Here is a 26,612-nt window from a genome sequence, read left to right as displayed (position 1 = left end):
TTGTCCACAGGCTGAGGGTGCCTGTAGCCAAAATGCCTCCACGACCGAACAATCGGTAGGTGAGGCGCGCCACATTTCGCGCCACCCGCCTTCGGGTCTTATGCCCGCTCCCACGAGGAGGTGGACTCGTTGCAACAGCGCAGTTCGACAGTCCAAGAGCCGCCCGGTGCCCCGACCGCCTACCGGCCCACCCCGCCGCCGGCGTGGAAGCCGCGGATCGACCCCGCGCCGCTGCTGCCCGACGCCGAGCCCTTCCGCGTCCTCGGCACGGACGCGGTCACCAAGACCGACCCCGAGCTGCTGCGGCGGCTCTACGCCGAGCTGGTCCGCGGCCGCCGATACAACGCGCAGGCCACGGCGCTCACCAAGCAGGGCCGACTGGCCGTGTACCCGTCGACCACCGGGCAGGAGGCCGCCGAGGTCGCGGCCGCGCTGGCCCTGGAGGAGCGGGACTGGCTCTTCCCCTCGTACCGCGACACGCTCGCGGCCGTCGCCCGCGGCCTGGACCCGGTGCAGGCGCTGACGCTGCTGCGCGGCGACTGGCACACCGGGTACGACCCGCGCGAGCACCGCGTGGCGCCGCTCTCCACGCCGCTCGCCACCCAGCTCCCGCACGCGGTGGGCCTCGCCCACGCGGCCCGGCTCAAGGGCGACGACGTGGTCGCCCTCGCCATGGTCGGCGACGGCGGCACCAGCGAGGGCGACTTCCACGAGGCGCTGAACTTCGCGGCCGTCTGGCAGGCCCCGGTGGTCTTCCTCGTGCAGAACAACGGCTTCGCGATCTCCGTGCCGCTCGCCAAGCAGACCGCCGCCCCCTCGCTGGCCCACAAGGCCGTCGGGTACGGCATGCCGGGCCGGCTCGTCGACGGAAACGACGCCGTCGCCGTCCACCAGGTGCTGACCGAGGCCGTGGCACGCGCGCGGCGGGGTGGCGGACCGACCCTGGTCGAGGCCATCACGTACCGGATCGACGCCCACACCAACGCCGACGACGCGACCCGCTACCGCGGGGACAGCGAGGTCGAGGCCTGGCGGGCGCACGACCCGATCCTGCTCCTGGAGCGGGATCTGACAGAGCGTGGTCTGCTCGACGAGGACGGCAGGCGGGCGGCGGCCGAGGCCGCCGAGACCATGGCGGCGCAGCTGCGCGAGCGGATGAACGCCGAACCGGTCCTGGATCCGATGGATCTGTTCGCGCACGTCTACGCCGAGCAGACGGCACAACTGCGCGAGCAGGCGGCGCAGCTGCGGGCCGAGCTCGACGCCGAGAGCGAGGCGTGATGACCACCGCGCAGAAGACGGCCGAGAAGACCGCGGCCAAGCCCGCCACCATGGCGCAGGCGCTTCAGCGGGCCATGCGCGACGCGATGGCCGAGGACCCGACCGTCCATGTGATGGGCGAGGACGTCGGCACGCTCGGCGGCGTCTTCCGGGTCACGGACGGCCTCGCCAAGGAGTTCGGCGAGGACCGCTGCACGGACACCCCGCTCGCCGAGGCCGGCATCCTCGGCACGGCCGTCGGCATGGCGATGTACGGGCTGCGGCCGGTCGTCGAGATGCAGTTCGACGCCTTCGCCTACCCGGCGTTCGAGCAGCTGATCAGCCACGTCTCCCGGATGCGGAACCGCACGCGGGGCGCGATGCCGATGCCGCTGGTGATCCGCGTGCCGTACGGCGGCGGGATCGGCGGCGTGGAGCACCACAGCGACTCCTCCGAGGCGTACTACATGGCGACGCCGGGTCTCCATGTCGTCACCCCGGCCACGGTCGAGGACGCGTACGGGCTGCTGCGGGCGGCGATCGCCTCCGACGACCCGGTCGTCTTCCTGGAGCCCAAGCGGCTCTACTGGTCGAAGTCCGACTGGCGGCCCGAGGCGCCGACGCCCGTGGAGCCGATCGGCAAGGCCGTGGTGCGGCGGACCGGCCGCAGCGCGACGCTGATCACGTACGGGCCGTCCGTGCCGGTCTGCCTGGAGGCGGCGGAGGCCGCTCGGGGCGAGGGCTGGGACCTGGAGGTGGTCGATCTGCGCTCGCTGGTGCCGTTCGACGACGAGACGGTCTGCGCGTCGGTGCGGCGCACCGGACGGGCGGTCGTCGTGCACGAGTCGGCCGGGTTCGGCGGGCCGGGCGGCGAGATCGCCGCGCGGGTGACCGAGCGCTGCTTCCACCACCTGGAGGCGCCGGTCCTGCGGGTCGCGGGCTTCGACATCCCGTACCCGCCGCCGATGCTGGAGCGGCACCACCTGCCGGGCGTGGACCGGGTCCTGGACGCGGTGGCGCGGCTGCAGTGGGAGGCGGGGAACTGATGGCGCAGGTCCTTGAGTTCAAGCTGCCCGACCTCGGCGAGGGGCTCACCGAGGCGGAGATCGTGCGCTGGCTGGTGAACGTCGGCGACGTCGTCGCCATCGACCAGCCGGTCGTGGAGGTCGAGACCGCCAAGGCGATGGTGGAGGTGCCCTGCCCCTACGGGGGTGTGGTGACCGCCCGCTTCGGCGAGGAGGGCACGGAACTGCCGGTCGGCTCGCCGCTGTTGACGGTCGCGGTCGGCGGCACGGCGGAGTCGGCAGAATCGGCGGCGGCATCGGTGTCCGCGGAGGCGGCGGCCGCCGAGTCCTCGGAGTACTCCGGGAACGTGCTCGTCGGGTACGGCACGGCCGGACCGGCGGCCAGACGGCGTCGGGTGCGGCACGAGAGCCCCGCGGGCCGGGCGCCGGCTCAGGCCCCGGCCCCGGCCCCGGTTCTGGCACCGGCGGCCTCTGCCCCGGCGTCCGTCCCCGCTCCGGCGGTCGCCGACGGGCCCGTGCCCGTGATCTCGCCGCTCGTGCGGAAGCTCGCCCGGGACAAGGGGCTCGATCTGCGCGAGGTGCGAGGGTCGGGACCGGACGGGCTGATCCTGCGGGCGGACGTGGAGTCGGCCCTGGCCGCCGCTGTGACGGTCGCCGCCGCCCCGGCTCCTGCCGCGCGCGCCGCGACTGCGGTGGGCGTCGTGGCCGCCGGTGAGAGGATTCCGCTGCGCGGGATCCGGGGCGCCGTCGCCGACAAGCTCTCCCGCAGCCGTACGGAGATCCCCGACGCGACCTGCTGGGTCGACGCCGACGCGACCGCGCTCATGGCGGCGCGGGCGGCGATGAACGCGGCCGGCGGACCGAAGGTCTCGCTGCTCGCGTTGCTCGCCCGGATCTGCACCCACGCGCTCGCCCGCCATCCGGAGCTCAACTCCACGGTGGACATGGCGGCGCGGGAGATCGTCCGGCTGCCGTCCGTGCACCTCGGGTTCGCTGCGCAGACCGAGCGCGGTCTCGTCGTCCCGGTGGTCCGGGACGCGGGCACGCGGACGACGGAGTCGCTGACGGCGGAGTTCGCGCGGCTGACGGAGTCGGCGCGGCAGGGGACGCTGACGCCGGGGGACCTGACCGGCGGCACGTTCACGCTGAACAACTACGGGGTGTTCGGGGTCGACGGCTCCACGCCGATCATCAACCACCCGGAGGCGGCGATGCTCGGGGTGGGCCGGATCATCCCCAAGCCGTGGGTGCACGAAGGGGAACTGGCGGTCCGCCAGGTCGTCCAGCTGTCGCTGACCTTCGACCACCGGGTCTGCGACGGAGGCACGGCGGGCGGCTTCCTCCGCTACGTCGCCGACTGCGTGGAACACCCCGCGGTCCTGCTCCGCACGCTCTGAGCGGCGGGGGCGGCGGGGGCGGCCCGGGCGGCCCGGGCGACCGGGGTCGCCCGGGGTCGGGAGGGGTTGCCGCCGGGCGCGTCGGCCTGGCAGGTGCCCTCGGGGTCGGCCCCGTAGCCCCGTCCACGGCGCCCTGTCCCCATAGCCCGTCCAACCCGGCCTCGCCCGACTGCCCGACTGCGTCCGCCCCGACCGCGCCATGCCCGCCGTGCCCGCCCGGCGGTCGTCGCGGGCAGGGTGCGGCGCGGCCTCGCTCAGGCATCGCCCTGTCTTCCTCCGTGAGACGGCAGGGGTCTGTCGGGGCGGGTGCGGCCCATACTGCTGGGGTGACGACCTTGTATGACGCCGTCGTGCTCGCCGGCGGGGCCGCGAAGCGGCTGGGTGGCGCGGACAAACCCGGAGTACGGGTCGGCGGACGGGCGCTGCTCGACCGCGTGCTCGCCGGGTGCCGGGGCGCCGGGCGCACCGTGGTCGTCGGCGGGCGGCGGGCGACCGTGCGGCCCGTCGCGTGGGCCCGGGAGGAGCCGCCCGGCGGGGGACCGCTGGCCGCGCTCGACGCCGGGGTGCGCGAGGTCGGGGCCGACGCGGTGCTCGTCCTCTCCGCCGACCTGCCGTTCCTCGACGCGGGGACCGGCCGACGGCTCCTCGACGCCCTGACCGCCGCGCCCGACGCCGACGCGGCCCTCCTCGTCGACGCCGACGGCCGCGACCAGCCGCTCGTCGCCGCCTACCGCACCGAGGCGCTCCGCCGTGAGCTTGCTCTCCTCACCGCCGCGCACGGCACCCTCTCCGGTCTGCCGCTGCGTCTGCTCACCCAGGGACTGCGGATCGTCCGGGTCACCGCAGGGCCCCTCGCCTCCTTCGACTGCGACACCTGGGAGGACATCGCCACGGCCCGGGCCCGGATCAGGGAGCATGGGAACGTGCTGGACGAATGGATCACCGCAGTCAAGGACGAGCTGGGCATCGAGATCGACGTCGACACCGGCGTCCTGCTCGATCTGGCCCGGGACGCCGCCCACGGGGTGGCGCGCCCCGCCGCGCCGCTGACCACGTTCCTGGTCGGGTACGCGGCGGCGCAGGCCGCCGCCCAGGCCGGTGGCGACGGCGGACTCGAGGCCGTCGCCGAGGCAGCCCGCAAGGCCGCCGCCCTCGCCAACCGCTGGGCCGCCGAAGCCGAAGCCGATGCCGAAGCCGCCAAGTCCGTCGAGGCCGCCAAGTCCGCCGAGGCGGAGCGGGACACGGCCGGATGACGCCCCACGACGGCGGTGACGACGGTGTCGACGAGGTGATCGCCCTCGTCGCGCCGCAGCGTGGCGAGGAGCCCCGGTCCGCCCCCGCCACCGGCCCCGCCCCGGCCCACGCCCGCGCCCCCACACCCGACTCCGCCCACGCCGAGCCCCACCGTGCCACCCCCTGGCCCGCCGCCCGCGCCGTCGCCGCCCGCGCCGGGGCCACCGTGGGGGCCGCGCGCGAACCCCTCCGTACGCCGCTCGGCCAGGCCCTGGGCCAGGTGCTCGCCGAGCCGCTCCGCGCGCTCACCGATCTGCCGTCCTTCGACACCTCGGCCATGGACGGCTGGGCGGTCGCCGGACCCGGCCCCTGGGAGATCCGCGCGGACGGCACCGTCCTCGCCGGACACGCCCCCGCCGCCCCGCTGGACGACGGCGCCGCCGTACGGATCGCCACCGGCGCCCGCGTTCCGCACGAGGCCACGGCGGTCATCCGCAGCGAGCACGCCCGCACCGCCGCGAGCGGCCATCTGCACGCCCTCCGCGGGGTCGTACAGGGCCAGGACATCCGTCCCCGGGGCCAGGAGTGCCGCGCCGGTGACCGGCTGCTGCCCGCCGGGACCCCGGTGACCCCCGCCGTCCTCGGCCTGGCCGCCGCGGCCGGCTACGACGAGCTGCCGACCCGGGCCCGGCCCCGCGTCGAGGTCCTCGTCCTCGGCGACGAGCTGCTGACCGCCGGACTCCCCCACGACGGCCTGATCCGGGACGCGCTCGGCCCCATGCTCGCCCCCTGGCTGAACGCGCTGGGCGCCGAGGTGCTCGCCACCCGGCGGATCGGCGACGACGCCGACGCCCTCGCGGCGGCCGTCACCGGCTCCCCCGCCGACCTGGTGATCACCACCGGAGGTACGGCCGCCGGCCCCGTCGACCACGTCCACCCCGTGCTCGCCAAGGCGGGCGCGACCCTGCTCGTCGACGGGGTGAAGGTCCGCCCCGGCCACCCGATGCTGCTCGCGCGCCTCGACGCCGACCGCCATCTCGTCGGGCTGCCCGGCAACCCCCTGGCCGCCGTCTCGGGCCTGCTCACCCTGGCCGAGCCGCTGCTCCGCGCCCTCGCGGGCGCCCCGGAAGCCCCGGACGCGCCGCCGTACCGGGTACCCGTGGCGGACGAGGTGCAGGGCCATCCGTACGACACCCGGCTCGTCCCGGTCGTCCACCGGGGCGACGGGGTCGTCCCCCTGCGCTACCACGGTCCCGCGATGCTCCGGGGGATCGCGGCGGCGGACGGGATGGCCGTCGTCCCGCCCGGCGGTGCCCGCCCAGGCGACGCCCTGGAGATCATCGACCTCCCGTGGCCAGGCTCCTGGCCAGGCCCGTGGCCAGGCACATACGGCCACGCCCCGGCAGACACCCAAGCGCGGAAGGAGGGTGTTTCACGTGAAACTTCCCAGCCGTGACGTCATGGCACGCGAAGCGGACGAGAAGGTCTCCCCCTCCCGGGTCCGGATGCCCCGCCGTGTCGTCGAGAAGCCCATGCGGCAGGTCACCAAGCGCCTGTTGATGGCCCTGGGCGTCCTGGCCCTGACGACGGTCATCGTCTACATCGACCGCGACGGCTACCACGACAACGCCAACAACACCCTCGACTTCCTCGACTGCGCCTACTACGCGACCGTCACCCTCTCCACCACGGGTTACGGCGACATCGTCCCGTACAGCGACTCGGCGCGGCTCGTGAACATCCTGCTCGTCACGCCCCTGCGCGTGCTGTTCCTGATCATCCTGGTCGGTACCACTCTCGAGGTCCTCACGGAGCGGACCCGGGAGGAGTGGCGGCTGAACCGCTGGAGGTCCACCTTGCGTGACCACACCGTCGTCGTCGGCTTCGGCACCAAGGGCCGTTCCGCGATCCAGACGCTCTGCGCGACCGGGCTGCGCAAGGACCAGATCGTCATCGTCGACCCCTCCACCAAGGTGATCGAGACGGCGAACTCGGACGGATTCGTCGGCGTGGTCGGCGACGCGACCCGTAGCGATGTGCTGATCCGTGCCGAGGTGCAGAAGGCCCGTCAGATCGTCATCGCCACCCAGCGCGACGACACCGCCGTCCTGGTGGCGCTCACCGCCCGGCAGCTCAACAGGGGCGCGAAGATCGTCGCCGCCGTACGCGAGGAGGAGAACGCGCCGCTGCTGCGCCAGTCCGGCGCGGACGCCGTGATCACCAGCGCCAGCGCGGCCGGCCGGCTGCTCGGGCTCTCCGTGCTCAGCCCCAGCGCCGGCACGGTGATGGAGGACCTGATCCAGCAGGGCACGGGCCTCGACCTGGTCGAGCGGCCGGTCATAAAGGCCGAGGTGGGCAAGAACGTACGGGAGACCGAGGACCTGGTGGTCAGCGTGTTGCGCGGGCACCGGCTGCTCGGTTACGACGATCCGCATGCCAGCCCGCTGCAGTTGACGGACCGTGTGATCACCATCGTGCGCGCGGCGCCCGTCACCCCGCTGTCGACGCCTCCGGAGTAGCCTCGCCGCCATGCATGCGATCACGATTCCGGAACCCGGCGGCCCCGAGGCCCTCGTCTGGGCCGAGGTGCCCGATCCCGTGCCCGCCGAGGGCGAGGTCCTCGTCGAGGTGGTGGCGAGCGCCGTCAACCGTGCCGATCTGCTCCAGCGCCAGGGCTTCTACGACCCGCCCCCGGGCACGTCCCCGTACCCCGGTCTCGAATGTTCGGGCCGGATCGCGGCCCTGGGTCCGGGGGTGTCCGGCTGGTCGGTCGGCCAGGAGGTGTGCGCGCTGCTGGTGGGCGGCGGGTACGCGGAGAAGGTCGTCGTACCCGTCGGCCAGCTGCTGCCTGTACCGGAGGGCATGGACCTTGTGACGGCCGCGGCGCTGCCCGAGGTGACCTGCACGGTCTGGTCGAATGTCTTCATGGTCGCCCATCTGCGCCCCGGCGAGACGCTGTTGGTGCACGGTGGCGCCAGCGGCATCGGCACGATGGCGATCCAGCTCGCCAAGGCGGTCGGTGCGAAGGTCGCGGTCACCGCCGGCGGACCGGAGAAGCTCGCACGCTGCGCCGAGCTGGGCGCGGACATCCTGATCGACTACCGCGAGCAGGACTTCGTCGAGGAGCTGCGCAAGGCCACGGACGGCGCCGGTGCGGACGTGATCCTGGACATCGTCGGAGCGAAGTACCTGGAACGCAATGTGAAGGCGCTCGCGGTCAACGGCCGGCTGGCCGTGATCGGTCTGCAGGGCGGCGTGAAGGGCGAGTTGAACCTCGCCGCCCTGCTGTCCAAGCGGGCCGCGATCACGGCGACCACGCTGCGGGCCCGGCCGCTGCACGAGAAGGCGGCCATCGTCGCGGCGGTGCGCGAGCACGTCTGGCCGCTGATCGCCTCCGGCGCGGTACGCGCGGTGATCGACCGTACGGTGGAGATGCCGGACGCCGCGGAGGCGCACCGGGCCCTCGACTCGGGATCCCACGTCGGCAAGGTCCTGCTGCTGGCGCCCAAGCCCGCCTGAACACACGGCCGAGCACCCGCTTGAGCACGCTGCCGAGCGCTCGGCCGGGCCAAAGGCGAGCACTCGGCCGGGCACAAGGCAGTGCAGACAGCCGAGTACACGCGAGGGCCCGGCACACCGTGGGTGTGCCGGGCCCTCGCGCCACGACGGGAACTCACCGGGAGGCGAGCCCAAGAGCCTTACAGGTACGGGCCCGAACGGATCGCGTGGCCCCGGCCGTTGTCGTCGTCATCGTCGACCGGCGCGCCCGGGGGCAGCGCTCGCCGCATCTGCTCCAGCTGGGCCCGGGCCGCCATCTGCTGGGCGAACAGCGCCGTCTGGATGCCGTGGAAGAGGCCTTCGAGCCAGCCCACCAACTGGGCCTGCGCGATCCGCAGTTCCGCCTCGGACGGGATCGCCTCGTCGGTGAACGGCAGGGAGAGCCGCTCCAGTTCCTCGACCAGCTCGGGCGCGAGCCCGTCCTCCAGCTCCTTCACGGAGCTCGCGTGGATGTCCTTGAGCCTGACCCGGCTCGCCTCGTCGAGGGGAGCCGCGCGTACTTCCTCCAGGAGCTGCTTGATCATGCTGCCGATCCGCATGACCTTCGCCGGCTGCTCGACCATTTCCGTCACCGGGACCTCGCGGGATTCGTCGTCACCCTGAGCGCCGCCGAGTGCCATCCCGTCCTGTCCCACGATGAGGACCTGGGGAGTCTCCTGCGACCGTTCATTCCTCGGCATCTCCATGCCGCCATTCTCTCGCACACGTGCCTCACCAGACGGTGTGCCCCTGGAGAAGGGTGATCCACCCTTCTCCAGGGGCACCAAAAGGGGCCGAGCCCGCCCGGTCAGGCCGCTTCGCGGCGGGCCAGCGCCCCGCGCGAGCGGGTCACCAGGGCCGCGAGGAGCGCGGCGCCCACCGGTACGGCGATCAGCATCGCCGCGAGCGTCTCCCAGGGGACGACGATCGGGACGTACGGCGTGTCCAGCGACATGCCCCAGCCCTGGTCGAGCGCCTCCTGGTAGAAGCGCAGCTCCTGGCGTTCCTCGGTGAGCCGCAGCCCCATCGCCGGGAGCACACCGGCCACCGACCCGAGGATCACGCCCATCGCGGCGACCACCCCGCACTGGAAGCCGCTGAGCGTGCGGCGGACCCGCTCGGGCGCGCCGACGGCGGCCAGCGTCTTCAGGTCGGCCTCGGCGTCGGCCTGGGCGAGGCCGGTGGCGATGCCCGCGGCGCCGATGGTGACGAGGCCGGCGAAGACGGTCAGCGCGAGGAGCACGATGCTCGTGTCGCTGACGAATCCTTCCTCCACGTGGAGCGCGACATCGCTGCCGATCTTGGCGATCTCGCCGTCGAGCTTCTGCCGCTGCTCTTCGCTGGGCATCGCGTCGGTGGAGAAGAACGAGCCGAGCGGCGCCGTGGCGAAGCCGGCGGCCTTGGCGGCCTCCGGGCTGATGAGCGCCCGCACCCCGTAGGCGGACTGCCCGGTCACCAGGTGCGCGGGCAGGGCCTTGACCTCACCGGGGACCGGCTTGCCCGCCTCGTCGGCCTCCATCGCCTTCTTGTTGTCGGTGATCAGCTTGAGGTTGACCTTGCCGGCCTTGTCGATCGGCGCCTTGGCGAAGGAGACGACCTTTCCCTCGGCGAGGGCCTTCTGCGCGCCCGCGTCCGTGATCCCGAGGACCTTCAGGACCGAGGCGTCACCGACCAGCAGGCCACCCTCGACGAAGGCGCCGCCGGGCAGATCACCGCCGCTCTCCTCCGTGCAGCGCCAGTCCTTGGCGAGCTTGCGCCGCTGCTCCTTGGTGAACTTCTCGGAGGGGTCGGAGCCGTCGGCGGTGGTGGCCCACAGCGGGCACTCGTTGGCCTTCGGGATCTGGACCTGGATGTTTCCGCAGCCCGGGCTGTCGCTGTACGGGGCACAGCCCGGCTTGCCGACCAGGATGCGCTCGACGTCCGCGCGGGAGTCGACGGGCAGCAGCCGTTGTACGGCGTCACGCACCTGCGGGACGTCCCGGCCGCCCTCCTCGATCACGAGCGCGGAGACCGCGCCGTGCGGCAGCTTCGCCTCGTAGCCGGCCGCGCTCTGGGCCTCGAGGCTGGCCGCGTAGGTGGCGACGGCGACCGTTCCCGCGACCGCGGCGAGCACGGCGGCGACGGCGGGTGCCGTACGGCCCCGGTTGCGCACCGCGTCCCGCAGCGCGAGGCGCGGCGAGAGCGGGAGCCAGCGGCCGATGCGGCCGAAGAGGCCCACCAGGGCCGGTGTCATGGCGACCACGCCCAGCTCGGCGAGGGCGCTGCCCGCGGCGACGATGACGAACTGGTCCGAGACCATCGAACCGTAGAGCGCGATCGCGCCGCCCAGGAGCACGGCGCCCAGGCCGATCAGCGGCAGCACACGGCTGCTGCGGCGGACACCGCGACGGCCGGTGAGCGAGGCGAGGACGGTCTGCCGGGACGCGGTGACGGCCGGCACGATCGCGGCCAGCAGACCGGTCAGCACGGCCAGGAAGGCGATGCCGAGCAGCTCCAGCGGGCGGACGTCGAAGGAGCCGAACCGCTGGCCCATCGCGTCTTCCAGGAGCGGCTGGAGCGCGAACGTCAGGATCAGCGCGAGCACGGTGCCGACGACGGCCGCCGCGACGCCGACGACGAGGCCGCCGCTCAGGACGATGGCGCGGATGTGGTGGCGGTCGCCGCCGTTGGCGCCGACCAGACCGAGCTGACGGCGCGAGCGGCGGGCGCCGACGGCGAACGCGGGCCCGGCCAGGAGGCAGATTTCCAGCATCGCGAGGCCGACGACCGTGCCGGCGGCCGCGAGCTCGGCGGCCTGGGCGCCCGCGCTGTCCTCGAAGCTGCCCCAGCCCTCCTTCTGGTAGAGCGGCACATCCGCCTTGGCGGGCGGGTCCAGAAGGACCGCGCGCGAGGTGACGGTGACGCCCTTTGTGTTGATCTTCTGGACGGTGTTCCACGTGAAACCACCGGCGGCCTTCACCAGGTACGTGGTGGAGGGCACGTCCGAGCCCATGCCGTTCTTCGCGAGCACCTTGGCGTACGACTCCAGGAACGCGCCGGGCAGGGCGTTGATCTGGACGGCGCTCAGATCGTTGGGGAGCTCGTACGAGCCGACGATCCGGAACGTCCGGTCATCACCGCGCGCGGAGAGGGTGGAGCCGATGGACAGCCCGCTGGTCTCCAGGAAGTGCTCGGTCGCGGCGACCTCGTCGGTCTTCTCCGGGAAGCGGCCCTCCCGGAGGGTCATGATCCCCCGGGCGATCGGGTCGCCGGCCTTCAGCTCACGGACCTCGCTCTGGAGCAGCCCGTGGGCGGTGGTCAGCTTGGCGCTGCCGGAACTGTCGGTGAGGACCGTGGAGCCGGCCGGGAAGGTCTTGGTGACATCGGTCCGACCGGTCGGCCAGGCCTTGTCCCCGTAGTCCTCGGCCGGCACGTTCATGTCGCCGCTCGGATCCTGGAGGATCGGCACGCCGCCCACATGGGTGTCGGCGAACCGGGCGTCGGCGGCGCCGATCGTCCGGCTCAGGCTCTCCTCGGTGGAGAGTTCAGAACTGCGCAGGGTCAGATCCGCGGCGCTCACGCCGAGGATGGGCAGGGCGAGCATCGCGAGGACGAGGAAGCTGCGTCCCTTGGAGCGCCAGGCGTCGCGGCGCGCGATCCGGACCGCGGCCCGCCATGAGTGGAGCCACTTGTTCACCGCTCGGCCGCCTGGCCGGTGAGGAGCGAGTCGGCCTCGCTGCGCACGGTCTGGTCGACGACGGCGCCGTCCCGCAGGAAGACGACCCGGTCGGCCCAGGCGGCGAACCGCGGCTCGTGGGTGACGAGCACGCCCGCGGCCCCGGCGTCGCACCGGGCGCGCAGCAGGGCGAGGACGGACTCGCCGGTCTCGGAGTCCAGGGCGCCGGTGGGCTCGTCGGCGAGGACGAGGCGCCGGTCGCCGACCAGCGCGCGGGCGATGGCGACACGCTGCTGCTGGCCGCCGGACATCTCGTCGGGGAAGCGGTCGGCGAGGTGGCCGAGCTCCATCTCCTCCAGCGCGGCCACGGCCTCGACACGGGCCTTACGGGCGGAGGTGCCGTCCAGCTCGCGGGGCAGGGCGACGTTCTCGGCGGCGGTCAGCGCCGGTATGAGGTTGTAGTCCTGGAAGACGTACCCGATGCTGCGGCGGCGCAGGGCCGCGAGGGCCTTGCGTCCGGCGGTGGTGATGTCGGTGTTCTCGACGATCACCCGCCCGGAGGTGGGGATGTCGAGGCCGCCCGCGATGGTCAGCAGGGTCGACTTGCCCGAGCCGGACGGGCCCATGACGGCGACGAGTTCACCGGGGTAGACCGCGAGGTCGATGCCGCGCAGGGCGTGCACCTCGGTGGCGCCGGAGCCATGCACGCGGGTCAGGTTCTGGAGTTGCAGCACGGGCTGCGCTGTGGACATGAGGGGTCCCCCTTGGACGTACGGACGCGGATGGCGCCCCCGTACGGAGCGGATGGAGAGGTGGTGCGGGAAAGGTGCGGGAGCGTTCGGGGAGGTGAGTGAACGCTCGGGATGGTGCGGAACGCTCGGGCAGCTGCGGGAGCGTTCGGGGAGGAGGTGTGCGAGGTCAGCGCCGCCGCGCCGGGCGCGCTTCCTCGGCGGTCGGCGCGGACGCGGCCGGTGATGCCTGCGGCGCCTCCGGCGGCTGTGGGTCCCCCGCTCCGACGGCGGACATCGAGAGCCGGATCAGCCGGGCCTCGCAGTGGTCCAGCCAGCGGGCCTCGGCCTCGGTCTGGAAGATCAGCTGCTCCAGGACGAGGAGCCAGGCGACATCGTCACGCTCCCGGGACTCGCCGCTCTCGAGCGCGGCGAGGGCCTGGGCCTTGAGCCGGGTGTAGTCCTGCATCGCCTTCACGGTGTGCCGGCGCTGCGACTGGATGACGGCCCGGATGTCGACGCCGGGCGCTCCGACGGCCATGGCGAGCTTGATGGCGAGCTCGTCGCGGGCCGGGCTGGTGCGGTCCACGGGCTTCTCGAACCAGTTCCGCAGCTCTTCGCGACCGTCGTCGGTGATCGAGTAGAGCGCGTGACCGGCCTCGTCCTCGCCGTCCTGGGCGACCATGCCGTCCCGTTCGAGACGGTTGAGGGTCGTGTAGACCTGGCCGACATTGAGGGGCCAGGTGGAGCCCGTGCGGGACTCGAACTCCGTACGGAGCTGCGAGCCGTAGCGAGGCCCGCGTTCGAGGAGGGCGAGAAGCCCGTGGCGGATCGACATACTCAGTATGTATACCGAGTAAGTCGGCGCCGACAAGCGACCTGAGACGGAGCTTCCGCATCCGACTCAAGGGGGACACGGGGAGCGCGCGGCGGGACCGGAACCTCAGCGGCGCCGCATCCGGAGGCCGAGAAAGCCGATCCCGAGGCCCATCAGGGCGAGCCCGGCTCCCAGTGTGAGCACGGGAATCTGCCGGTCAGCGGCGGTGGCGGCGGTACGGGAGCCGAGCCGGGGCGCGGCGGCGGGCACGGTCGCGGGCGACGAAGCGGAGGGCGTGGCGTCCTCCTCCGGTACCGCTTCGAGTGCCTCGTCCGCCGTCTCCGAGTCCTCGGGCGGATCTTCGGGCCGCTCCTCGACTGTTTCCGTTCTGGTACGCGACGGGTCGTCCGCCGGGTCGCGCGGCTCTCGTGGCGAGGCGGGCCGGCCCGGCCGCTCGCGGCCCTCCCCGGCGGGACGCCCGGCCAGCGAGCCGGACGGGCTGGGTCCGGGTGCCGCGGAGGCCGAACCGGACGCCGGGGCCGAAGCCGGCCCCGAAGCGGAAGCCGAGGCGGAGGGCGCGGCGGACGGTCCGGAGGCGCCGGGGGTGCCTGTTGGTCGCCCGTGCGGGGCGGACGGAGAAGCGGAGGCGGAGCCGGACGGGGAGCGGGGCGGCGTGCTCTTCGAGGCCGACGGGACCGGCTTCGACGGCGCGGCCGTCCTGTTCGAGGCCGAGGCCGAGGCCGAACCAGCCGGTGCCGGCGGCCGTTCGTACCCGTACGCCATCGGTACGGCGCCGAACAGCAGCCAGCACGCCACCACGGGGCCGAGCGCCCGCGTCCGCAGTGCCCGCGTCCGCGTGCCGCGGAGTCCTGGAGTCACCGGGTGACCCCCTCCCGTACCGAGCCGCCGAGGTATCCAACTCAGCGTCACATGACGGGACAATTCCGGCATCCGGGCGCCCGCGCAGGGATGACGCCCACCGGAGAGGGACTACGGAAGGGTCTACTGACCCGGGTTGCCGGTCGAGATCTCCAGGGTGAACTCGGCGTCGTCCTTCGAAGCGTCCTCACCGGCCGGCGGGTACTGGCTGAGCACCGTGCCCTCGCCGTACGTCGCCTCGTCCACCGGGGTCTGCTTCGTGAGCTTCCAGCCAGCGGCCTGGATGCAGGCCTGGACCGACTGGAAGTTCTTGTAGCGGAAGTCGGGGATCTCGAACTTCGACGGGTCGTCGCTCGACTCCCGCGGCTCGGTGCACTTCTTCACGTCGATGGTCTTGGTCAGGTCGGGACCCTTGTACCCCGGCGCGGCCGACTGGCTCTGGCTCGGGTCGCCGCCCCCGCCGTTCGCCGGGTCGTCCTTCTTGTTCAGGGTGATCGCGGTGATCACACCGGCGGTCACGAGCAGCGCGGCGACCGCCGCACCCACGATCATCGGCACGTTCCGCCGCGACCCGCCGGAGGTGCCGACGGAGCCGCCGGACGTCGGGGGCTGCGGCGCCATGGAGTACGGCCCGGGGACAGGCGTCTGGTACATCGGGGCCGGCGGCGGGGTCTGCACCTGCTGCGGGTACCCGTACGAGGGCGCGGGGGCCGGCGTCGGCGGACCGTACGGACCCGGCTGCGGCATCGGCTGCGGTGTCGGCGGACCGTACGGGTGCTGGACACCGTGCGTCGACGGCGGCGGCGTCTGGCCGACCGGCGGGAAGACCGCCGAGCCGACGCCCGCGCCGCTGCTGACCGGACCGCCCGCCACGATCACCGGCGCGCTCGTCTGCCCCGCCGAAAGAACCCGCAGGCACTCGTCCTGCATCGCGGAGGCGCTCGGGAACCGCTCGTTCGGGTTCTTCTTCAGCGCGCGGGCGACGAGCGCGTCCATCGCCGGGGTCACCGAGCGGTTGATGGACGACGGCGCGACCGGCTCCTCCTGCACATGCGCGTACGCGATGGCCAGCGGCGAGTCCGCGTCGAACGGCAGCCGGCCGGTGAGCAGCTGGAACAGCATGATGCCGACCGAGTACAGGTCGGAGCGGGCGTCCACCGCGCGGCCGAGGGCCTGCTCGGGGGAGAGGTACTGCGGCGTGCCGACGACCATGCCGGTCTGCGTCATCGAGGTGACACCGGACTGCATGGCGCGCGCGATGCCGAAGTCCATCACCTTGACCACGCCGCGCTTGGTCATCATCACGTTGCCGGGCTTGATGTCCCGGTGGACCAGGCCCATCTCGTGGCTGGTGTCCAGGGCGGCGAGGACGTCGGCGGTCACCTTGAGCGCCCTGTCCGCCGGCATCGCGCCGAACTGCCGTACGTCGGCGGCGAGGGCCGAGCCGAGCGGCTGGCCCTCCACGTACTCCATGACGATGTACGGCATGACGGCGCCGTCGAGGGTGTCCTCGCCGGTGTCGAAGACCGAGACGATGTTCGTGTGCGAAAGCTTCGCGACCGCCTGCGCCTCGCGCCGGAACCGCTCGCGGAACGACTGTTCCCGGCCGAGTTCCGTGTGCAGGGTTTTGATGGCGACCTGCCGGTCCAGGGCGCTGTCGTACGCCAGGTAGACGGAGGCCATGCCGCCTTCGCCGAGCAGGTCGCGAAGCTGGTATCGGCCGTTCGCTACCGAACCGCCCGCATAGCGGCCCTGGGCGCCGTCCTGGCTCATTCGTGCTCCCCCTACGCGCGCGTGGCGGCGCTGATCGTGAATTTCCTGGCCAAGTCTGCCGCAGGGCACCGACACGTCAAGCCGGGTGCCCGTTCCGTGACCCTCCGCGCAAGAAGCGTCTCGGAAGCGTTACACGAACCGGCCGGAATTTGCATCGGCGTACATACGGGGGGTTGGATGGCCGGTCCACTCGGACCGTGTTGTCGGACGAAGCCTGTAGCGTGACGCGGAACGGCTCCACACGACAGACGCACACACGACAGACAGACGACGGCGAGGACTGATGGCACCCGAATCCGAAGCAGGCGGCGGCGGCCTGTCGGGCGCTGCCGCGGAGTCCTGGGGCGTCGGCGGTGTGGTCGGTGACGGACGGTACCGGCTCACGCACCGCCTCGGTCGCGGTGGCATGGCCGAGGTGTTCGCCGCCGAGGACGTCCGCCTCGGACGGACCGTCGCCGTGAAGCTGCTCCGCTCCGACCTCGCCGAGGACCCGGTCTCCAAGGCCCGCTTCACGCGCGAGGCGCAGTCGGTCGCCGGCCTCAACCACCACGCGATCGTGGCGGTGTACGACTCCGGTGAGGACGTCGTCGCCGGCCAGTTCGTGCCGTACATCGTGATGGAGCTGGTCGAGGGCCGCACCATCCGTGACCTGCTGATCAGCGCCGAGGCGCCGGGCCCCGAGCAGGCCCTGATCATCGTCTCCGGTGTCCTTGAGGCGCTCGCGTACTCGCACCAGCACGGCATCGTGCACCGGGACATCAAGCCGGCCAACGTCATCATCACGCACGGTGGTGCGGTGAAGGTGATGGACTTCGGCATCGCGCGCGCCCTGCACGGCGCGCAGTCGACGATGACCCAGACCGGCATGGTCATGGGCACGCCGCAGTACCTCTCCCCCGAGCAGGCCCTCGGCAAGGCCGTGGACCACCGCTCCGACCTGTACGCCACCGGCTGTCTGCTGTACGAACTGCTCGCGCTGCGGCCTCCGTTCACCGGCGAGACCCCGCTCTCGGTCGTGTACCAGCACGTCCAGGACGCCCCGGTCCCGCCGTCCGACGTGGCTCACGCCTCGCCGCCGGAGCTGGACGGGCTGGTGATGCGCTCGCTGGCGAAGGACCCGGACGACCGGTTCCAGAGCGCCGAGGAGATGCGCGGCCTCATCCAGTACAGCCTGCAGATGCTCCAGCAGGCGGGCGGTCACACCGGCACGTGGAACACGGGCCCGGTGGAGATGCACGAGGGCGGTCATACCCCGGTCGGCGGCGTCGCGGCGACGACGGCGATGGGGCACCCGATGCACCACGAGACCGCGCAGGGCCCGATCCTGCCGCCGATGAACCCGAACGACGGCGGATACGACGGCGGCGGTCACGGCGGTTACGGCCAGGACGGCGGCTACGGCCACCACAAGGGCGGCGGCAAGGGCGGGCGCGGCAAGGTGCTGCTGTTCCTGTCGCTCGCGATGATCGCGATCGTGGCGGGTGTCGTGTACGCGCTCGACAAGGCGGCCGACACGGGCGGCGACAAGCCGACGACGCCGATCACCAACTCGCCGACCCCGTCCTCGGAGACGCCGACGCCGTCGCAGGAGCCGAGCCAGGAGACGCACGAGCCGGACACGTCGACGGGCGGCGGCAACGAGCAGCCGTGGACCCCGTCGCCCACTCCGAAGACGACCCCGCCGACGATGCCGCAGACGACCCCGCCGACCACCCAGCCGACGCCGACCGACGACGGTTCGGACGACGGGGGCAACACCGGCGAGCCGACGGACGAGCCGACCGACACCCCGACCGACGACACCACGGACCCGCCGACGACCATCCAGGGGAACACCGGGCAGCCCACGGGCCCCGGCACCACCCCCTGACGGACCCGTCCGTCACCCCGCGAAAGCGTCGCGTACCGCCTCGTACTCGCGGGTCCACCACACCGCCAGGGCCGACGCCGCAGGAAACTGCGGGTCGGCCCTTCGGTCGTGGAGCCGGTAGCGCCAGCGCAGTATCCAGAAGTCGTTGAGCCGCTCCCACCACACCCGGTGCACCGCCGACGCCAGCTCCGCCGCGTCCGCGCCCGCCGCCCGCCGGTAGGCCCGCGCGTACGCCCGTACCTTCTCCAGGGCCAGCTCGCCCGCCGGCCGTACGAAGAAGATGGCGGCGGCCCTGACGGCCTCCTCGGCCCGGGGCTGGACGCCGAGGCGGTCCCAGTCGACGATCGCGGCCGGTTCGGCGCCCCGGTAGAGCAGGTTCAGCGGGTGGAAGTCGCCGTGCACCCAGCCGGCCGAGGCGGCGCGCGGCGGGCGGCGGTGGGCGTGCTCGGCGAGCAGCCCCCGGCGTTCCAGCAGGCGGTGTTCGGCAAGTGCGTCGAAGCCGGTACGGGGCCGGTGGGCGCGGGCGAGGCGGAGGAGCTCGTCGATGACACGGAGGGTGTCCTCGGGGCGGGCGCTCTCGTGCCCGTCGCCGGGCGGCGGGGACTCCATGACCTGCTCCAGGCAGGTGTGGACGTGCCCGAGGAGGGCTCCCAGTCGCTGCGAGCCGCCCGTGGAGAGCTGGGCGCCGTCGCGGTGGCGGCCGTCGATCCAGGGGTGCAGGGCGTAGCAGCGGCCGCCGATGACGGCGACGGTGCGGCCGGCCGAGTCGGCGAGCGGCGGGGCGACGGGCAGGCCGAGGGCGTGCAGGCGCTGGGTCGCGCGGTGCTGCCGGCTGATGGTGTCCCGGTCGGCGGTCGGGGCGTCGAGGTGCTGCTTGAGGAAGTAGGCGCCGCGGGTGGTGGAGAGGCGGTAGCCGCGGTTGAGGAGGCCCTGGGTGACGGGTTCGCAGGAGAGCGGCTCGCCGGCCTCGCGGTAGCGGCGCAGCAGGGCGCCGACGGGCGGAGCGAGGGTTTCAGATGAGCGCGGCACTCGCCAGATGTTAGATCACGCTACGTGCTGGAGATGTCGCTCGCTGGTGCCGCTGGTGCTCCTGCTGCCACAGGTGCCGCTGGTGTCACTGGTGTAGTCGAGCTGGTGCACCGTCACGAACTGGGGCTCGATGCGCAGGTAGACCGCGTCGAAGGGTTCGTCGTCGACGACCTGGGGGGCGGGGCCGAAGGCGGCGAGCTGCTCCTCGGTCGGTTCGACGACCTCCGCGGTGCCGGTGAACTGCACGGACCAGAGGTTCTCGGCGCCGGAGTTGAAGTTGTCCGCGCCGTAGGCGACGACGCTCCCGGCGCAGGCCCGGTGGTAGCCGAGGCCGCGGTGCATGCGGATCAGGACGCCGCCGTCGACCACGATGTGCCGGGCGGGGGCGACGAACGGCATCGCGCGCATGCTCGTCGCCACCCGGCCGTACGAGACGCGGTTCAGCAGCTCGATGGCGCGGATCTCCTCGGTGGACATGGCTTCCACTCTCCGCCACCGCCGCCGTACCGGAACAGGGGCCCCTGCCCCGCTCCGCCCGGGACGTAGGTCCCGAATCGGGCCGGTGCCGCCCCTCGGGCCTCGGCCTCAGTGCTGTCGCTCGGCCTCGGCCTGCATCCGGGCCACGTACGCCGCGGCCTGGGAACGGCGCTCCATGCCCAGCTTCGACAGCAGGCTGGAGACGTAGTTCTTGATGGTCTTCTCCGCCAGGTGGAGCCGCTCGCCGATGGCCCGGTTGGTCAGGCCCTCGCCGATCAGATCCAGGATCTTGCGTTCCTGCTCCGTCAGGTTGGCGAGCCTGTCGTCACCCTTCGGACTGTTTCCGTCCCGCAGCCGTTCCAGGACGCGTGCGGTCGCGACCGGATCGAGCAGGGACTTTCCGGCCGCAACGTCCCGCACCGCCGAAAGGAGTTCGTTTCCGCGGATGGCCTTGAGGACATAACCCGAGGCCCCGGCCATGATCGCGTCGAAAAGCGCCTCGTCGTCGGCGTACGAGGTGAGCATCAGGCACTTCATGTCTTCGTTCTGCGAACGCACCTCGCGGCAGACCTCGACACCGCTGCCGTCCGGCAGCCGCACGTCGAGCACGGCCACGTCGGGCCGTGTCGCGGGGATTCGGACCAGGGCGTCCGCCGCCGTGCCCGCCTCCCCGACCACCTCGATGTCGTCCTCCACGGAGAGCAGCTCGTGGACGCCGCGCCGGACGACTTCATGGTCGTCCAGCAGAAATACCCGGATTTTTCCATCTTCGCGCACGCGGTCAGTCTCACATATTGGCTCTTCCCGTGCCCGGGGTGCGCGGGATAACGTGCCCGTGTTCCGGCGGCCTGCGAGGCTGTTGCCAGCGCGCTGACCAGCTACTGTTCCCGCTTTTCTCGATTTACTTGGAAATCCAAGCAAAATCGCAGGTCAAATGGGGTTTCGCAGTAATGCGAAGCAGTGGGTAACGTGCCTATGACAGGGCGCTCGCCGGGGCACCTGTCACGCCTGACCCGGCCGAGTCGCACCCACCCCGTGCGCGCGTCCGGACAAGGCGAGCCGCACTGGCCTTTCCCGGCAACCCCGGGGGCCGGACCGACGGAGGAGTACGCACGTGACCGTGGAGAGCACTGCCGCGCGCAAGACGACGCGACGCAGCAGCGGCGCCAAGCGCGCAGCCGGCGCCGGCGCCGCCGCGAGCGCCAAGAAGTCCCAGGCTTCCGAGCCCGAGCTGGTTCAGCTGCTGACCCCCGAGGGTGAGCGCGTCCAGCATCCCGAGTACGACATCGACCTGAGCGCCGACGAGCTGCGCGGCCTGTACCGGGACATGGTCCTCACCCGCCGCTTCGACGCCGAGGCCACCTCGCTGCAGCGTCAGGGCGAGCTGGGCCTGTGGGCCTCGCTGCTCGGCCAGGAGGCCGCGCAGATCGGCTCCGCCCGCGCGCTGCGCGACGACGACTATGTCTTCCCGACCTACCGGGAACACGGCGTCGCCTGGTGCCGCGGGGTCGACCCGGCGAACCTGCTGGGCATGTTCCGCGGTGTGAACCACGGCGGCTGGGACCCCAGCACCAACAACTTCCACCTGTACACGATCGTCATCGGCTCGCAGACCCTGCACGCCACCGGCTACGCCATGGGCGTCGCCAAGGACGGCGCGGACTCCGCCGTCATCGCGTACTTCGGTGACGGCGCGTCCAGTCAGGGTGACGTCGCCGAGTCGTTCACGTTCTCCGCGGTCTACAACGCCCCCGTCGTGTTCTTCTGCCAGAACAACCAGTGGGCGATCTCCGAGCCCACCGAGAAGCAGATGCGCGTCCCGCTCTACCAGCGCGCGCAGGGCTTCGGCTTCCCCGGCGTCCGGGTCGACGGCAACGACGTCCTCGCCTGCCTGGCCGTGACCCGCTCCGCCCTGGAGCGCGCCCGCCGCGGCGAGGGCCCGACGCTGGTCGAGGCGTTCACGTACCGCATGGGTGCCCACACCACCTCCGACGACCCGACCAAGTACCGCGCCGACGAGGAGCGCGAGGCCTGGGAGGCGAAGGACCCGATCCTGCGGCTCAAGGCGTACCTGGAGCGCGAGGGCCACGCCGACGCGGCGTTCTTCGAGTCCCTGGAGGCGGAGAGCGAGACGCTCGGCAAGCGGGTCCGCGAGGCCGTGCGCTCCATGCCCGACCCGGATCACATGGCGATCTTCGAGAATGTCTACGCCGACGGGCACGCGCTCGTCGACGAGGAGCGCGCGCAGTTCGCCGCCTACCAGGCGTCCTTCGCCGAGGAGGGCAACTAACCATGGCCGTACAGAAGCTTCCCCTGGCCAAGGCGATCAACGAGTCGCTCCGCACGGCCCTCGAGAACGACCCCAAGGTCCTCATCATGGGCGAGGACGTCGGCAAGCTCGGCGGCGTCTTCCGGGTCACCGACGGTCTGCAGAAGGACTTCGGCGAGGACCGGGTCATCGACACCCCGCTCGCCGAGTCCGGCATCGTCGGCACCGCGATCGGTCTGGCCCTGCGCGGCTACCGGCCCGTCGTGGAGATCCAGTTCGACGGTTTCGTCTTCCCCGCGTACGACCAGATCGTCACCCAGCTCGCCAAGATGCACGCCCGCGCGCTGGGCAAGATCAAGATGCCGGTCGTCATCCGGATCCCGTACGGCGGTGGCATCGGCGCGGTCGAGCACCACTCGGAGTCCCCCGAGGCGCTCTTCGCGCATGTCGCCGGCCTGAAGGTCGTCTCGCCGTCCACGTCGTCGGACGCGTACTGGATGCTCCAGCAGGCCATCCAGAGCGACGACCCGGTCATCTTCTTCGAGCCCAAGCGCCGCTACTGGGACAAGAGCGAGGTCGACACCGAGGCCATCCCGGGCGAGCTGCACAAGGCCCGGGTCGCCCGCGAGGGCGCGGACCTCACGCTCGCCGCGTACGGCCCGATGGTGAAGGTCTGCCTGGAGGCCGCCGCGGCCGCCCAGGAGGAGGGCAAGTCGATCGAGGTCCTGGACCTGCGCTCGATGTCCCCGATCGACTTCGACACGATCCAGACCTCGGTCGAGAAGACCCGCCGCCTGGTCGTGGTCCACGAGGCCCCGGTCTTCTACGGCTCGGGCGCGGAGATCGCCGCCCGGATCACCGAGCGCTGCTTCTACCACCTGGAGGCACCCGTCCTGCGGGTCGGCGGCTACCACGCGCCGTACCCGCCGGCGCGCCTGGAGGAGGAGTACCTGCCCGGTCTGGACCGCGTGCTCGACGCCGTCGACCGCTCGCTGGCGTACTGACGGGCTGGAGGAGAGCATCGTGACGATCCGCGAATTCAAGATGCCCGACGTGGGCGAGGGCCTCACCGAGGCCGAGATCCTCAAGTGGTACGTCCAGCCGGGCGACACGGTCGCCGACGGCCAGGTCGTGTGCGAGGTCGAGACGGCGAAGGCGGCCGTCGAGCTGCCGATCCCGTTCGACGGCACGGTCCATGAGCTGCGCTTCGCCGAGGGCACGACGGTCGACGTCGGCCAGGTCATCATCTCGGTGAACGTGGGCGGGGGGGCGCCGGCTCCGACGGAGGCTGTGGCCGAGGCCCCGGCTCCCGCAGTGGCGGCCCCCGCCGAGGAGGAGGCCGAGGAGGCCGAGCCGCAGGGCCGGCAGCCGGTTCTGGTCGGTTACGGAGTGGCCGCGACCTCGACCAAGCGCCGTGCCCGCAAGGGCTCGGCGGTGCCCGCGCAGGCCGCCACCGCGATCCAGGGCGAGCTCAACGGCCACGGCGGTACGAGCGGCACGGGCACGGCTACGGCTACCGCCACGGCCGGCCGTCCGCTGGCCAAGCCGCCGGTACGGAAGCTGGCCAAGGACCTGGGTGTGGACCTGACGGCGGTCATCCCGACCGGCCCGGACGGGATCATCACCCGCGAGGACGTCCACGCTGCGGCGGCCCCCGCCCCGGCCGTCGAGGCCCCGGCGCCCACCGCCCCGGCCCCGGCTCCGGTGTCCGCACCCGCTGCGCCCGCCCCCGCGGCCGTGGTGTCCACGGACGCCCGGGAGACGCGTACCCCCATCAAGGGCGTACGGAAGGCCACGGCGGCGGCGATGGTCGGCTCGGCCTTCACCGCGCCGCACGTCACCGAGTTCATCACCTTCGACATCACGCGCACGATGAAGCTGGTCGAAGAGCTCAAGTCCGACAAGGACATGGCGGGTCTGCGGGTCAACCCGCTGCTTCTCATCGCCAAGGCCGTCCTGGTCGCCGCCCGGCGCAACCCGGAGATCAACACGGCCTGGGACGAGGCGAACCAGGAGATCGTGCTCAAGCACTACGTCAACCTGGGCATCGCCGCGGCCACCCCGCGCGGTCTGATCGTGCCGAACATCAAGGACGCGCACGCCCAGACCCTGCCGGAGCTGTCGAAGTCCCTCAGCGAGCTGGTCGCCACCGCCCGCGAGGGCAAGACGACCCCGGCGGCCATGCAGGGCGGCACGTTCACCATCACGAACGTCGGCGTCTTCGGCGTCGACACCGGTACGCCCATCCTGAACCCGGGTGAGTCCGCGATCCTCGCGGTCGGCGCGATCAAGCTCCAGCCCTGGGTCCACAAGGGCAAGGTGAAGCCGCGTCAGGTGACCACGCTGGCCCTCTCCTTCGACCATCGCGTGGTCGACGGCGAGCTGGGCTCCAAGTTCCTGGCGGACGTCGCCGCGATCCTGGAACAGCCGAAGAGGCTCATCACCTGGGCGTGATGGTCACGCTGATTTGTTTCACGTGAAACGCCCGACCGGGCTCCCCGGTCGGGCGTTTTCGCACCTCGAACTCAGCCCAGAAAGTCGAACTCAGCCCAGAAAAGGGATGGTCAGTCGAGACAGAACTCGTTGCCCTCGATGTCCTGCATCCCGAGGCACGATTCGTTGTTCTCATCGGCAAGCAGCAGTTGCCCACGTGTTGCGCCGAGCGCGACCAACCGTGCGCATTCGGCCTCAAGCGTGGCCACGCGCTCGTCACCCACGAGTCCGGTGCCGACCCGCACATCGAGATGCACCCGATTCTTGGCGACCTTGCCTTCGGGAACGCGCTGAAAGTACAGGCGCGGGCCCGCACCTGAGGGGTCAACGGCTACCGACCATGAACCCTGCTCCTCGGCAGGCGGCGGTACGACGTACCCCAATACCTCGCACCAGAAGCGGGCGACGCGCTCAGGATCCGCGCAGTCGAAGGTGACCTGGAACTCCCTGATCGATGACATCGGCGCACCCTAACAAGGGGGGCTCCGCCTTCAAAGGGGGTTTCGGCCCCCGCCTACCGGAACGCGCCCACGTAACGCTGTGCCCAGTCCGCGAAGGTGCGGGGTGCGCGCCCCAGGACCTGCTCGACGTCCGGGCTGATGCGCTGCTCGGCCGGATTGGGCTCGCCGAGGATCGTCAGCGTCGTCTCGACCACCGGCTCCGGCAGGAACCCCAGCATCTGCGCCCGGGCCTCCTCCCGGGTCTGCTCCGTGAACCGCACGGGTTCGCCGAGCGCGTCGGCGATCGCCGACGCCCGCTCCCTGGGCGTGGAGAGCTCCGGGCCGGTCAGCTCGTAGATCCGCCCCGCGTGGCCGTTCTCCCGCAGCGTCACCGCGCCGACCTCGGCGATGTCGTCCGGGTCGATGACCGGCAGGCCGGTCCCGGCGAACGGTGCGGCGATCTCCCTGCGCGTACGGACCGACTCGACCCAGGCGAAGGCGTTGGAGGCGAAGCCGCCGGGCCGCAGGATCGTCCAGTCCAGGCCCGACTCCCGGACGGCGTCCTCGATGGCGCGTCCGGTGTCCCCGTGGGAGGCCGAGTCGGGCCGGGTCGCGACGCCCTGGGAGGACAGCAGCACGACCCGTCGGACGCCGCCGGTCTTCGCGGCGTCGAGGATGGCGTGCGGATCCAGCAGATGGGCGCTGGCACCGCCGCTCTGCAGGAACAGCGCGTCGGCGCCGTCGAGGACGGGCCGCAGACTCTCCGCGTCGATCAGATCCGACCGCTCGGCACGGACGCCCGGCGGCACGTCCGCGTCCGTGATGCCCCTGGACGTCGCGGTGACCTGCGCACCCGCCGCCGCGAGCACCTGTACGAGCGATCGGCCGACGTTGCCCGTCGCCCCCGTCACAACAATCACGATGAACTCCCCTGTCAGGTCTTCTTGTTGACGTCGGGAACGCTAACAGCCTCGGTATAGTAGGTACCTAGAGGAAAGTGACTACCCGAGAGTGACAGGGAGACGCGCATGGCGGTCGAGACGACGGCTACGGCGATGGCTACGGCTACGGCGATGGCGACGGCAGCCGCCGGGACCGATCCGGAACTGGCCTGCCCTGTCTCCCCGGTGGTGGACATCGTCTTCAGCCGGTGGACGACGCCGATCCTCTGGTCCCTCCACGCCCACGGCCGGCTGCGGTTCGTGGAGCTGGAGCGGTCGATCCCCCGCATCACGCCGAAGGTGCTGACCCAGCGGCTGCGGCAGCTGGAGCGCGACGGCCTGGTCGTCCGTACGTACCACCCGGAGGTGCCGCCCCGGGTCGAGTACGAGATCAGCGACCTGGGCCGCAGCCTCGCCCCGCTCTTCGCGCACCTCGCCGAATGGGCCGCCGGCAATCTGGGGAAGGTCGACGAGGCCCGCCAGGCCTACGACGCCGATCCGACCCGCTGACGCGGGCCTCCGCCCGCCGCGCGTCTCGGGACGGCCTGGAGGCCGAGGGCGAAGCCGAGCGCGAAGCGGCTGGTGCAGCCGTACTCCTGCATGAGCTGCCGCACCCGTCGCTGGACGGTGCGTTTGCTCAGGGCAAGTGTGCGCGAGATGCGTTCGTCGCTCCATCCCCGTACCAGCAACGCGACGATGTACTGATGGTCCACGGTGTCCTGCACGCCTCGTCTCCTCCTGCTTTCGCAGCCCCCCGGGTCTTGGCGATTGCGGCCACGGTAACCGCTT

24 protein-coding genes are annotated in these 26,612 nt (G+C 72.2%); 13 read left to right on the top strand and 11 right to left on the bottom strand.

Features of this window, described 5'->3' with window-relative positions; translation table 11 throughout:
• Nucleotides 1–120: 120 nt before the first annotated feature.
• The 7 genes from pdhA (Q5762_RS21195) to Q5762_RS21165 all read left to right on the top strand — a co-directional run bounded on the left by pdhA (Q5762_RS21195) (nt 121) and on the right by Q5762_RS21165 (nt 8,434).
• On the top strand, nt 121–1,281 hold the full coding sequence (pdhA, locus tag Q5762_RS21195; RefSeq protein WP_315893760.1) for a pyruvate dehydrogenase (acetyl-transferring) E1 component subunit alpha: 1,161 nt from the start codon (nt 121–123) through the stop codon (nt 1,279–1,281).
• On the top strand, nt 1,281–2,306 hold the full coding sequence (locus Q5762_RS21190; protein WP_315893759.1) for an alpha-ketoacid dehydrogenase subunit beta: 1,026 nt from the start codon (nt 1,281–1,283) through the stop codon (nt 2,304–2,306). Before pdhA (Q5762_RS21195) ends, Q5762_RS21190 begins: the two co-directional genes overlap by 1 nt.
• On the top strand, nt 2,306–3,682 hold the full coding sequence (locus tag Q5762_RS21185; protein ID WP_315893758.1) for a dihydrolipoamide acetyltransferase family protein: 1,377 nt from the start codon (nt 2,306–2,308) through the stop codon (nt 3,680–3,682). The genes Q5762_RS21190 and Q5762_RS21185 overlap by 1 nt, the downstream gene beginning before the upstream one ends.
• Nucleotides 3,683–4,008: 326 nt before the next feature.
• A complete protein-coding gene (locus tag Q5762_RS21180; RefSeq protein ID WP_315893757.1) occupies nt 4,009–4,935 on the top strand; it encodes an NTP transferase domain-containing protein in 927 nt (308 codons plus the stop codon).
• On the top strand, nt 4,932–6,371 hold the full coding sequence (locus Q5762_RS21175; RefSeq protein WP_315893756.1) for a molybdopterin molybdotransferase MoeA: 1,440 nt from the start codon (nt 4,932–4,934) through the stop codon (nt 6,369–6,371). Before Q5762_RS21180 ends, Q5762_RS21175 begins: the two co-directional genes overlap by 4 nt.
• A gap of 4 nt (nt 6,372–6,375) precedes the next feature.
• Complete coding sequence (locus Q5762_RS21170; protein WP_315893826.1) at nt 6,376–7,434, top strand: potassium channel family protein; 1,059 nt, start codon at nt 6,376–6,378, stop codon at nt 7,432–7,434.
• A 10-nt stretch (nt 7,435–7,444) separates the two neighbouring features.
• Nucleotides 7,445–8,434, top strand: coding sequence for an NAD(P)H-quinone oxidoreductase (locus Q5762_RS21165; RefSeq protein ID WP_315893755.1), 990 nt, complete (start codon nt 7,445–7,447; stop codon nt 8,432–8,434).
• Nucleotides 8,435–8,613: 179 nt separating this feature from the next.
• Here the strand turns inward: Q5762_RS21165 and Q5762_RS21160 are convergent, their stop codons facing one another.
• From Q5762_RS21160 to Q5762_RS21145, 4 genes are all read right to left on the bottom strand, one after another.
• Nucleotides 8,614–9,159 carry a bacterial proteasome activator family protein gene (locus Q5762_RS21160; protein WP_315893754.1) on the bottom strand — a complete coding sequence of 182 codons (546 nt, stop codon included), beginning with the start codon at nt 9,157–9,159 and terminating at the stop codon, nt 8,614–8,616.
• A 101-nt stretch (nt 9,160–9,260) separates the two neighbouring features.
• Nucleotides 9,261–12,128, bottom strand: a complete 2,868-nt coding sequence (locus Q5762_RS21155; protein ID WP_315893753.1) for an FtsX-like permease family protein — start codon at nt 12,126–12,128, stop codon at nt 9,261–9,263.
• Entirely contained in the window at nt 12,125–12,859 is a 735-nt protein-coding gene (locus Q5762_RS21150; RefSeq protein ID WP_315893752.1) for an ABC transporter ATP-binding protein, read from the bottom strand. Before Q5762_RS21150 ends, Q5762_RS21155 begins: the two co-directional genes overlap by 4 nt.
• Nucleotides 12,860–13,025: 166 nt before the next feature.
• On the bottom strand, nt 13,026–13,673 hold the full coding sequence (locus tag Q5762_RS21145) for a PadR family transcriptional regulator (RefSeq protein ID WP_315893751.1): 648 nt from the start codon (nt 13,671–13,673) through the stop codon (nt 13,026–13,028).
• Nucleotides 13,674–13,848: 175 nt separating this feature from the next.
• On the opposite strand from Q5762_RS21145, the gene Q5762_RS21140 reads away from it, so the two are divergent.
• Nucleotides 13,849–14,538 carry a hypothetical protein gene (locus tag Q5762_RS21140; RefSeq protein ID WP_315893750.1) on the top strand — a complete coding sequence of 230 codons (690 nt, stop codon included), beginning with the start codon at nt 13,849–13,851 and terminating at the stop codon, nt 14,536–14,538.
• A 116-nt stretch (nt 14,539–14,654) separates the two neighbouring features.
• Here Q5762_RS21140 and Q5762_RS21135 read toward each other — a convergent pair whose 3' ends face one another.
• Nucleotides 14,655–16,304 carry a protein kinase domain-containing protein gene (locus tag Q5762_RS21135; protein WP_315893749.1) on the bottom strand — a complete coding sequence of 550 codons (1,650 nt, stop codon included), beginning with the start codon at nt 16,302–16,304 and terminating at the stop codon, nt 14,655–14,657.
• Between the two features lie 283 nt (nt 16,305–16,587).
• Between Q5762_RS21135 and Q5762_RS21130 the strand changes: the two genes are divergently transcribed.
• A complete protein-coding gene (locus Q5762_RS21130; RefSeq protein ID WP_315893748.1) occupies nt 16,588–18,174 on the top strand; it encodes a protein kinase domain-containing protein in 1,587 nt (528 codons plus the stop codon).
• A 12-nt stretch (nt 18,175–18,186) separates the two neighbouring features.
• Here Q5762_RS21130 and Q5762_RS21125 read toward each other — a convergent pair whose 3' ends face one another.
• The 3 genes from Q5762_RS21125 to Q5762_RS21115 all read right to left on the bottom strand — a co-directional run bounded on the left by Q5762_RS21125 (nt 18,187) and on the right by Q5762_RS21115 (nt 20,457).
• On the bottom strand, nt 18,187–19,203 hold the full coding sequence (locus Q5762_RS21125) for a phosphotransferase (protein ID WP_315893747.1): 1,017 nt from the start codon (nt 19,201–19,203) through the stop codon (nt 18,187–18,189).
• A 15-nt stretch (nt 19,204–19,218) separates the two neighbouring features.
• Nucleotides 19,219–19,680 (bottom strand): pyridoxamine 5'-phosphate oxidase family protein, encoded by a 462-nt coding sequence (locus Q5762_RS21120; RefSeq protein WP_315893746.1) that lies wholly within the window; start codon nt 19,678–19,680, stop codon nt 19,219–19,221.
• A gap of 108 nt (nt 19,681–19,788) precedes the next feature.
• Nucleotides 19,789–20,457, bottom strand: a complete 669-nt coding sequence (locus Q5762_RS21115; protein WP_315893745.1) for a response regulator transcription factor — start codon at nt 20,455–20,457, stop codon at nt 19,789–19,791.
• 337 nt (nt 20,458–20,794) lie between these two features.
• On the opposite strand from Q5762_RS21115, the gene pdhA (Q5762_RS21110) reads away from it, so the two are divergent.
• From pdhA (Q5762_RS21110) to Q5762_RS21100, 3 genes are read left to right on the top strand one after another with little or no spacing between them, the layout of a single operon-like run.
• Complete coding sequence (pdhA, locus tag Q5762_RS21110; protein ID WP_315893744.1) at nt 20,795–21,970, top strand: pyruvate dehydrogenase (acetyl-transferring) E1 component subunit alpha; 1,176 nt, start codon at nt 20,795–20,797, stop codon at nt 21,968–21,970.
• A 2-nt stretch (nt 21,971–21,972) separates the two neighbouring features.
• Complete coding sequence (locus tag Q5762_RS21105) at nt 21,973–22,953, top strand: alpha-ketoacid dehydrogenase subunit beta (protein WP_315893743.1); 981 nt, start codon at nt 21,973–21,975, stop codon at nt 22,951–22,953.
• A gap of 40 nt (nt 22,954–22,993) precedes the next feature.
• On the top strand, nt 22,994–24,403 hold the full coding sequence (locus Q5762_RS21100; protein WP_315893825.1) for a dihydrolipoamide acetyltransferase family protein: 1,410 nt from the start codon (nt 22,994–22,996) through the stop codon (nt 24,401–24,403).
• A 110-nt stretch (nt 24,404–24,513) separates the two neighbouring features.
• Here the strand turns inward: Q5762_RS21100 and Q5762_RS21095 are convergent, their stop codons facing one another.
• Complete coding sequence (locus Q5762_RS21095) at nt 24,514–24,903, bottom strand: VOC family protein (RefSeq protein ID WP_315893742.1); 390 nt, start codon at nt 24,901–24,903, stop codon at nt 24,514–24,516.
• Between the two features lie 53 nt (nt 24,904–24,956).
• A complete protein-coding gene (locus Q5762_RS21090) occupies nt 24,957–25,802 on the bottom strand; it encodes an NAD(P)H-binding protein (protein WP_315893741.1) in 846 nt (281 codons plus the stop codon).
• Between the two features lie 153 nt (nt 25,803–25,955).
• Between Q5762_RS21090 and Q5762_RS21085 the strand changes: the two genes are divergently transcribed.
• Nucleotides 25,956–26,333: a winged helix-turn-helix transcriptional regulator gene (locus Q5762_RS21085; RefSeq protein WP_399495222.1), complete on the top strand. Its 378-nt coding sequence runs from the start codon at nt 25,956–25,958 to the stop codon at nt 26,331–26,333.
• On the opposite strand, the gene Q5762_RS21080 is transcribed toward Q5762_RS21085, so the two are convergent.
• Nucleotides 26,309–26,548: a helix-turn-helix domain-containing protein gene (locus Q5762_RS21080; RefSeq protein ID WP_315893740.1), complete on the bottom strand. Its 240-nt coding sequence runs from the start codon at nt 26,546–26,548 to the stop codon at nt 26,309–26,311. The two genes, Q5762_RS21085 and Q5762_RS21080, sit on opposite strands and share 25 nt — an antisense overlap.
• Nucleotides 26,549–26,612 lie beyond the last annotated feature (64 nt).

Source organism: Streptomyces sp. P9(2023) (assembly GCF_032436795.1).
Taxonomy (GTDB): domain Bacteria; phylum Actinomycetota; class Actinomycetes; order Streptomycetales; family Streptomycetaceae; genus Streptomyces.
This window is presented reverse-complemented; position numbering and strand designations above follow the sequence as displayed.

Coding starts and splice junctions, on each gene's coding strand:
- Q5762_RS21190 (WP_315893759.1), top strand. CDS start 1,281: ATGACCACCGCGCAGAAGACGGCCGAGAAGACCGCGGCCAAGCCCGCC.
- Q5762_RS21185 (WP_315893758.1), top strand. CDS start 2,306: ATGGCGCAGGTCCTTGAGTTCAAGCTGCCCGACCTCGGCGAGGGGCTC.
- Q5762_RS21175 (WP_315893756.1), top strand. CDS start 4,932: ATGACGCCCCACGACGGCGGTGACGACGGTGTCGACGAGGTGATCGCC.
- Q5762_RS21170 (WP_315893826.1), top strand. CDS start 6,376: ATGGCACGCGAAGCGGACGAGAAGGTCTCCCCCTCCCGGGTCCGGATG.
- Q5762_RS21165 (WP_315893755.1), top strand. CDS start 7,445: ATGCATGCGATCACGATTCCGGAACCCGGCGGCCCCGAGGCCCTCGTC.
- Q5762_RS21160 (WP_315893754.1), bottom strand. CDS start 9,159: ATGGAGATGCCGAGGAATGAACGGTCGCAGGAGACTCCCCAGGTCCTC.
- Q5762_RS21150 (WP_315893752.1), bottom strand. CDS start 12,859: ATGTCCACAGCGCAGCCCGTGCTGCAACTCCAGAACCTGACCCGCGTG.
- Q5762_RS21145 (WP_315893751.1), bottom strand. CDS start 13,673: ATGTCGATCCGCCACGGGCTTCTCGCCCTCCTCGAACGCGGGCCTCGC.
- Q5762_RS21135 (WP_315893749.1), bottom strand. CDS start 16,304: ATGAGCCAGGACGGCGCCCAGGGCCGCTATGCGGGCGGTTCGGTAGCG.
- Q5762_RS21130 (WP_315893748.1), top strand. CDS start 16,588: ATGGCACCCGAATCCGAAGCAGGCGGCGGCGGCCTGTCGGGCGCTGCC.
- Q5762_RS21120 (WP_315893746.1), bottom strand. CDS start 19,680: ATGTCCACCGAGGAGATCCGCGCCATCGAGCTGCTGAACCGCGTCTCG.
- Q5762_RS21105 (WP_315893743.1), top strand. CDS start 21,973: ATGGCCGTACAGAAGCTTCCCCTGGCCAAGGCGATCAACGAGTCGCTC.
- Q5762_RS21100 (WP_315893825.1), top strand. CDS start 22,994: ATGCCCGACGTGGGCGAGGGCCTCACCGAGGCCGAGATCCTCAAGTGG.
- Q5762_RS21095 (WP_315893742.1), bottom strand. CDS start 24,903: ATGTCATCGATCAGGGAGTTCCAGGTCACCTTCGACTGCGCGGATCCT.
- Q5762_RS21085 (WP_399495222.1), top strand. CDS start 25,956: ATGGCGACGGCAGCCGCCGGGACCGATCCGGAACTGGCCTGCCCTGTC.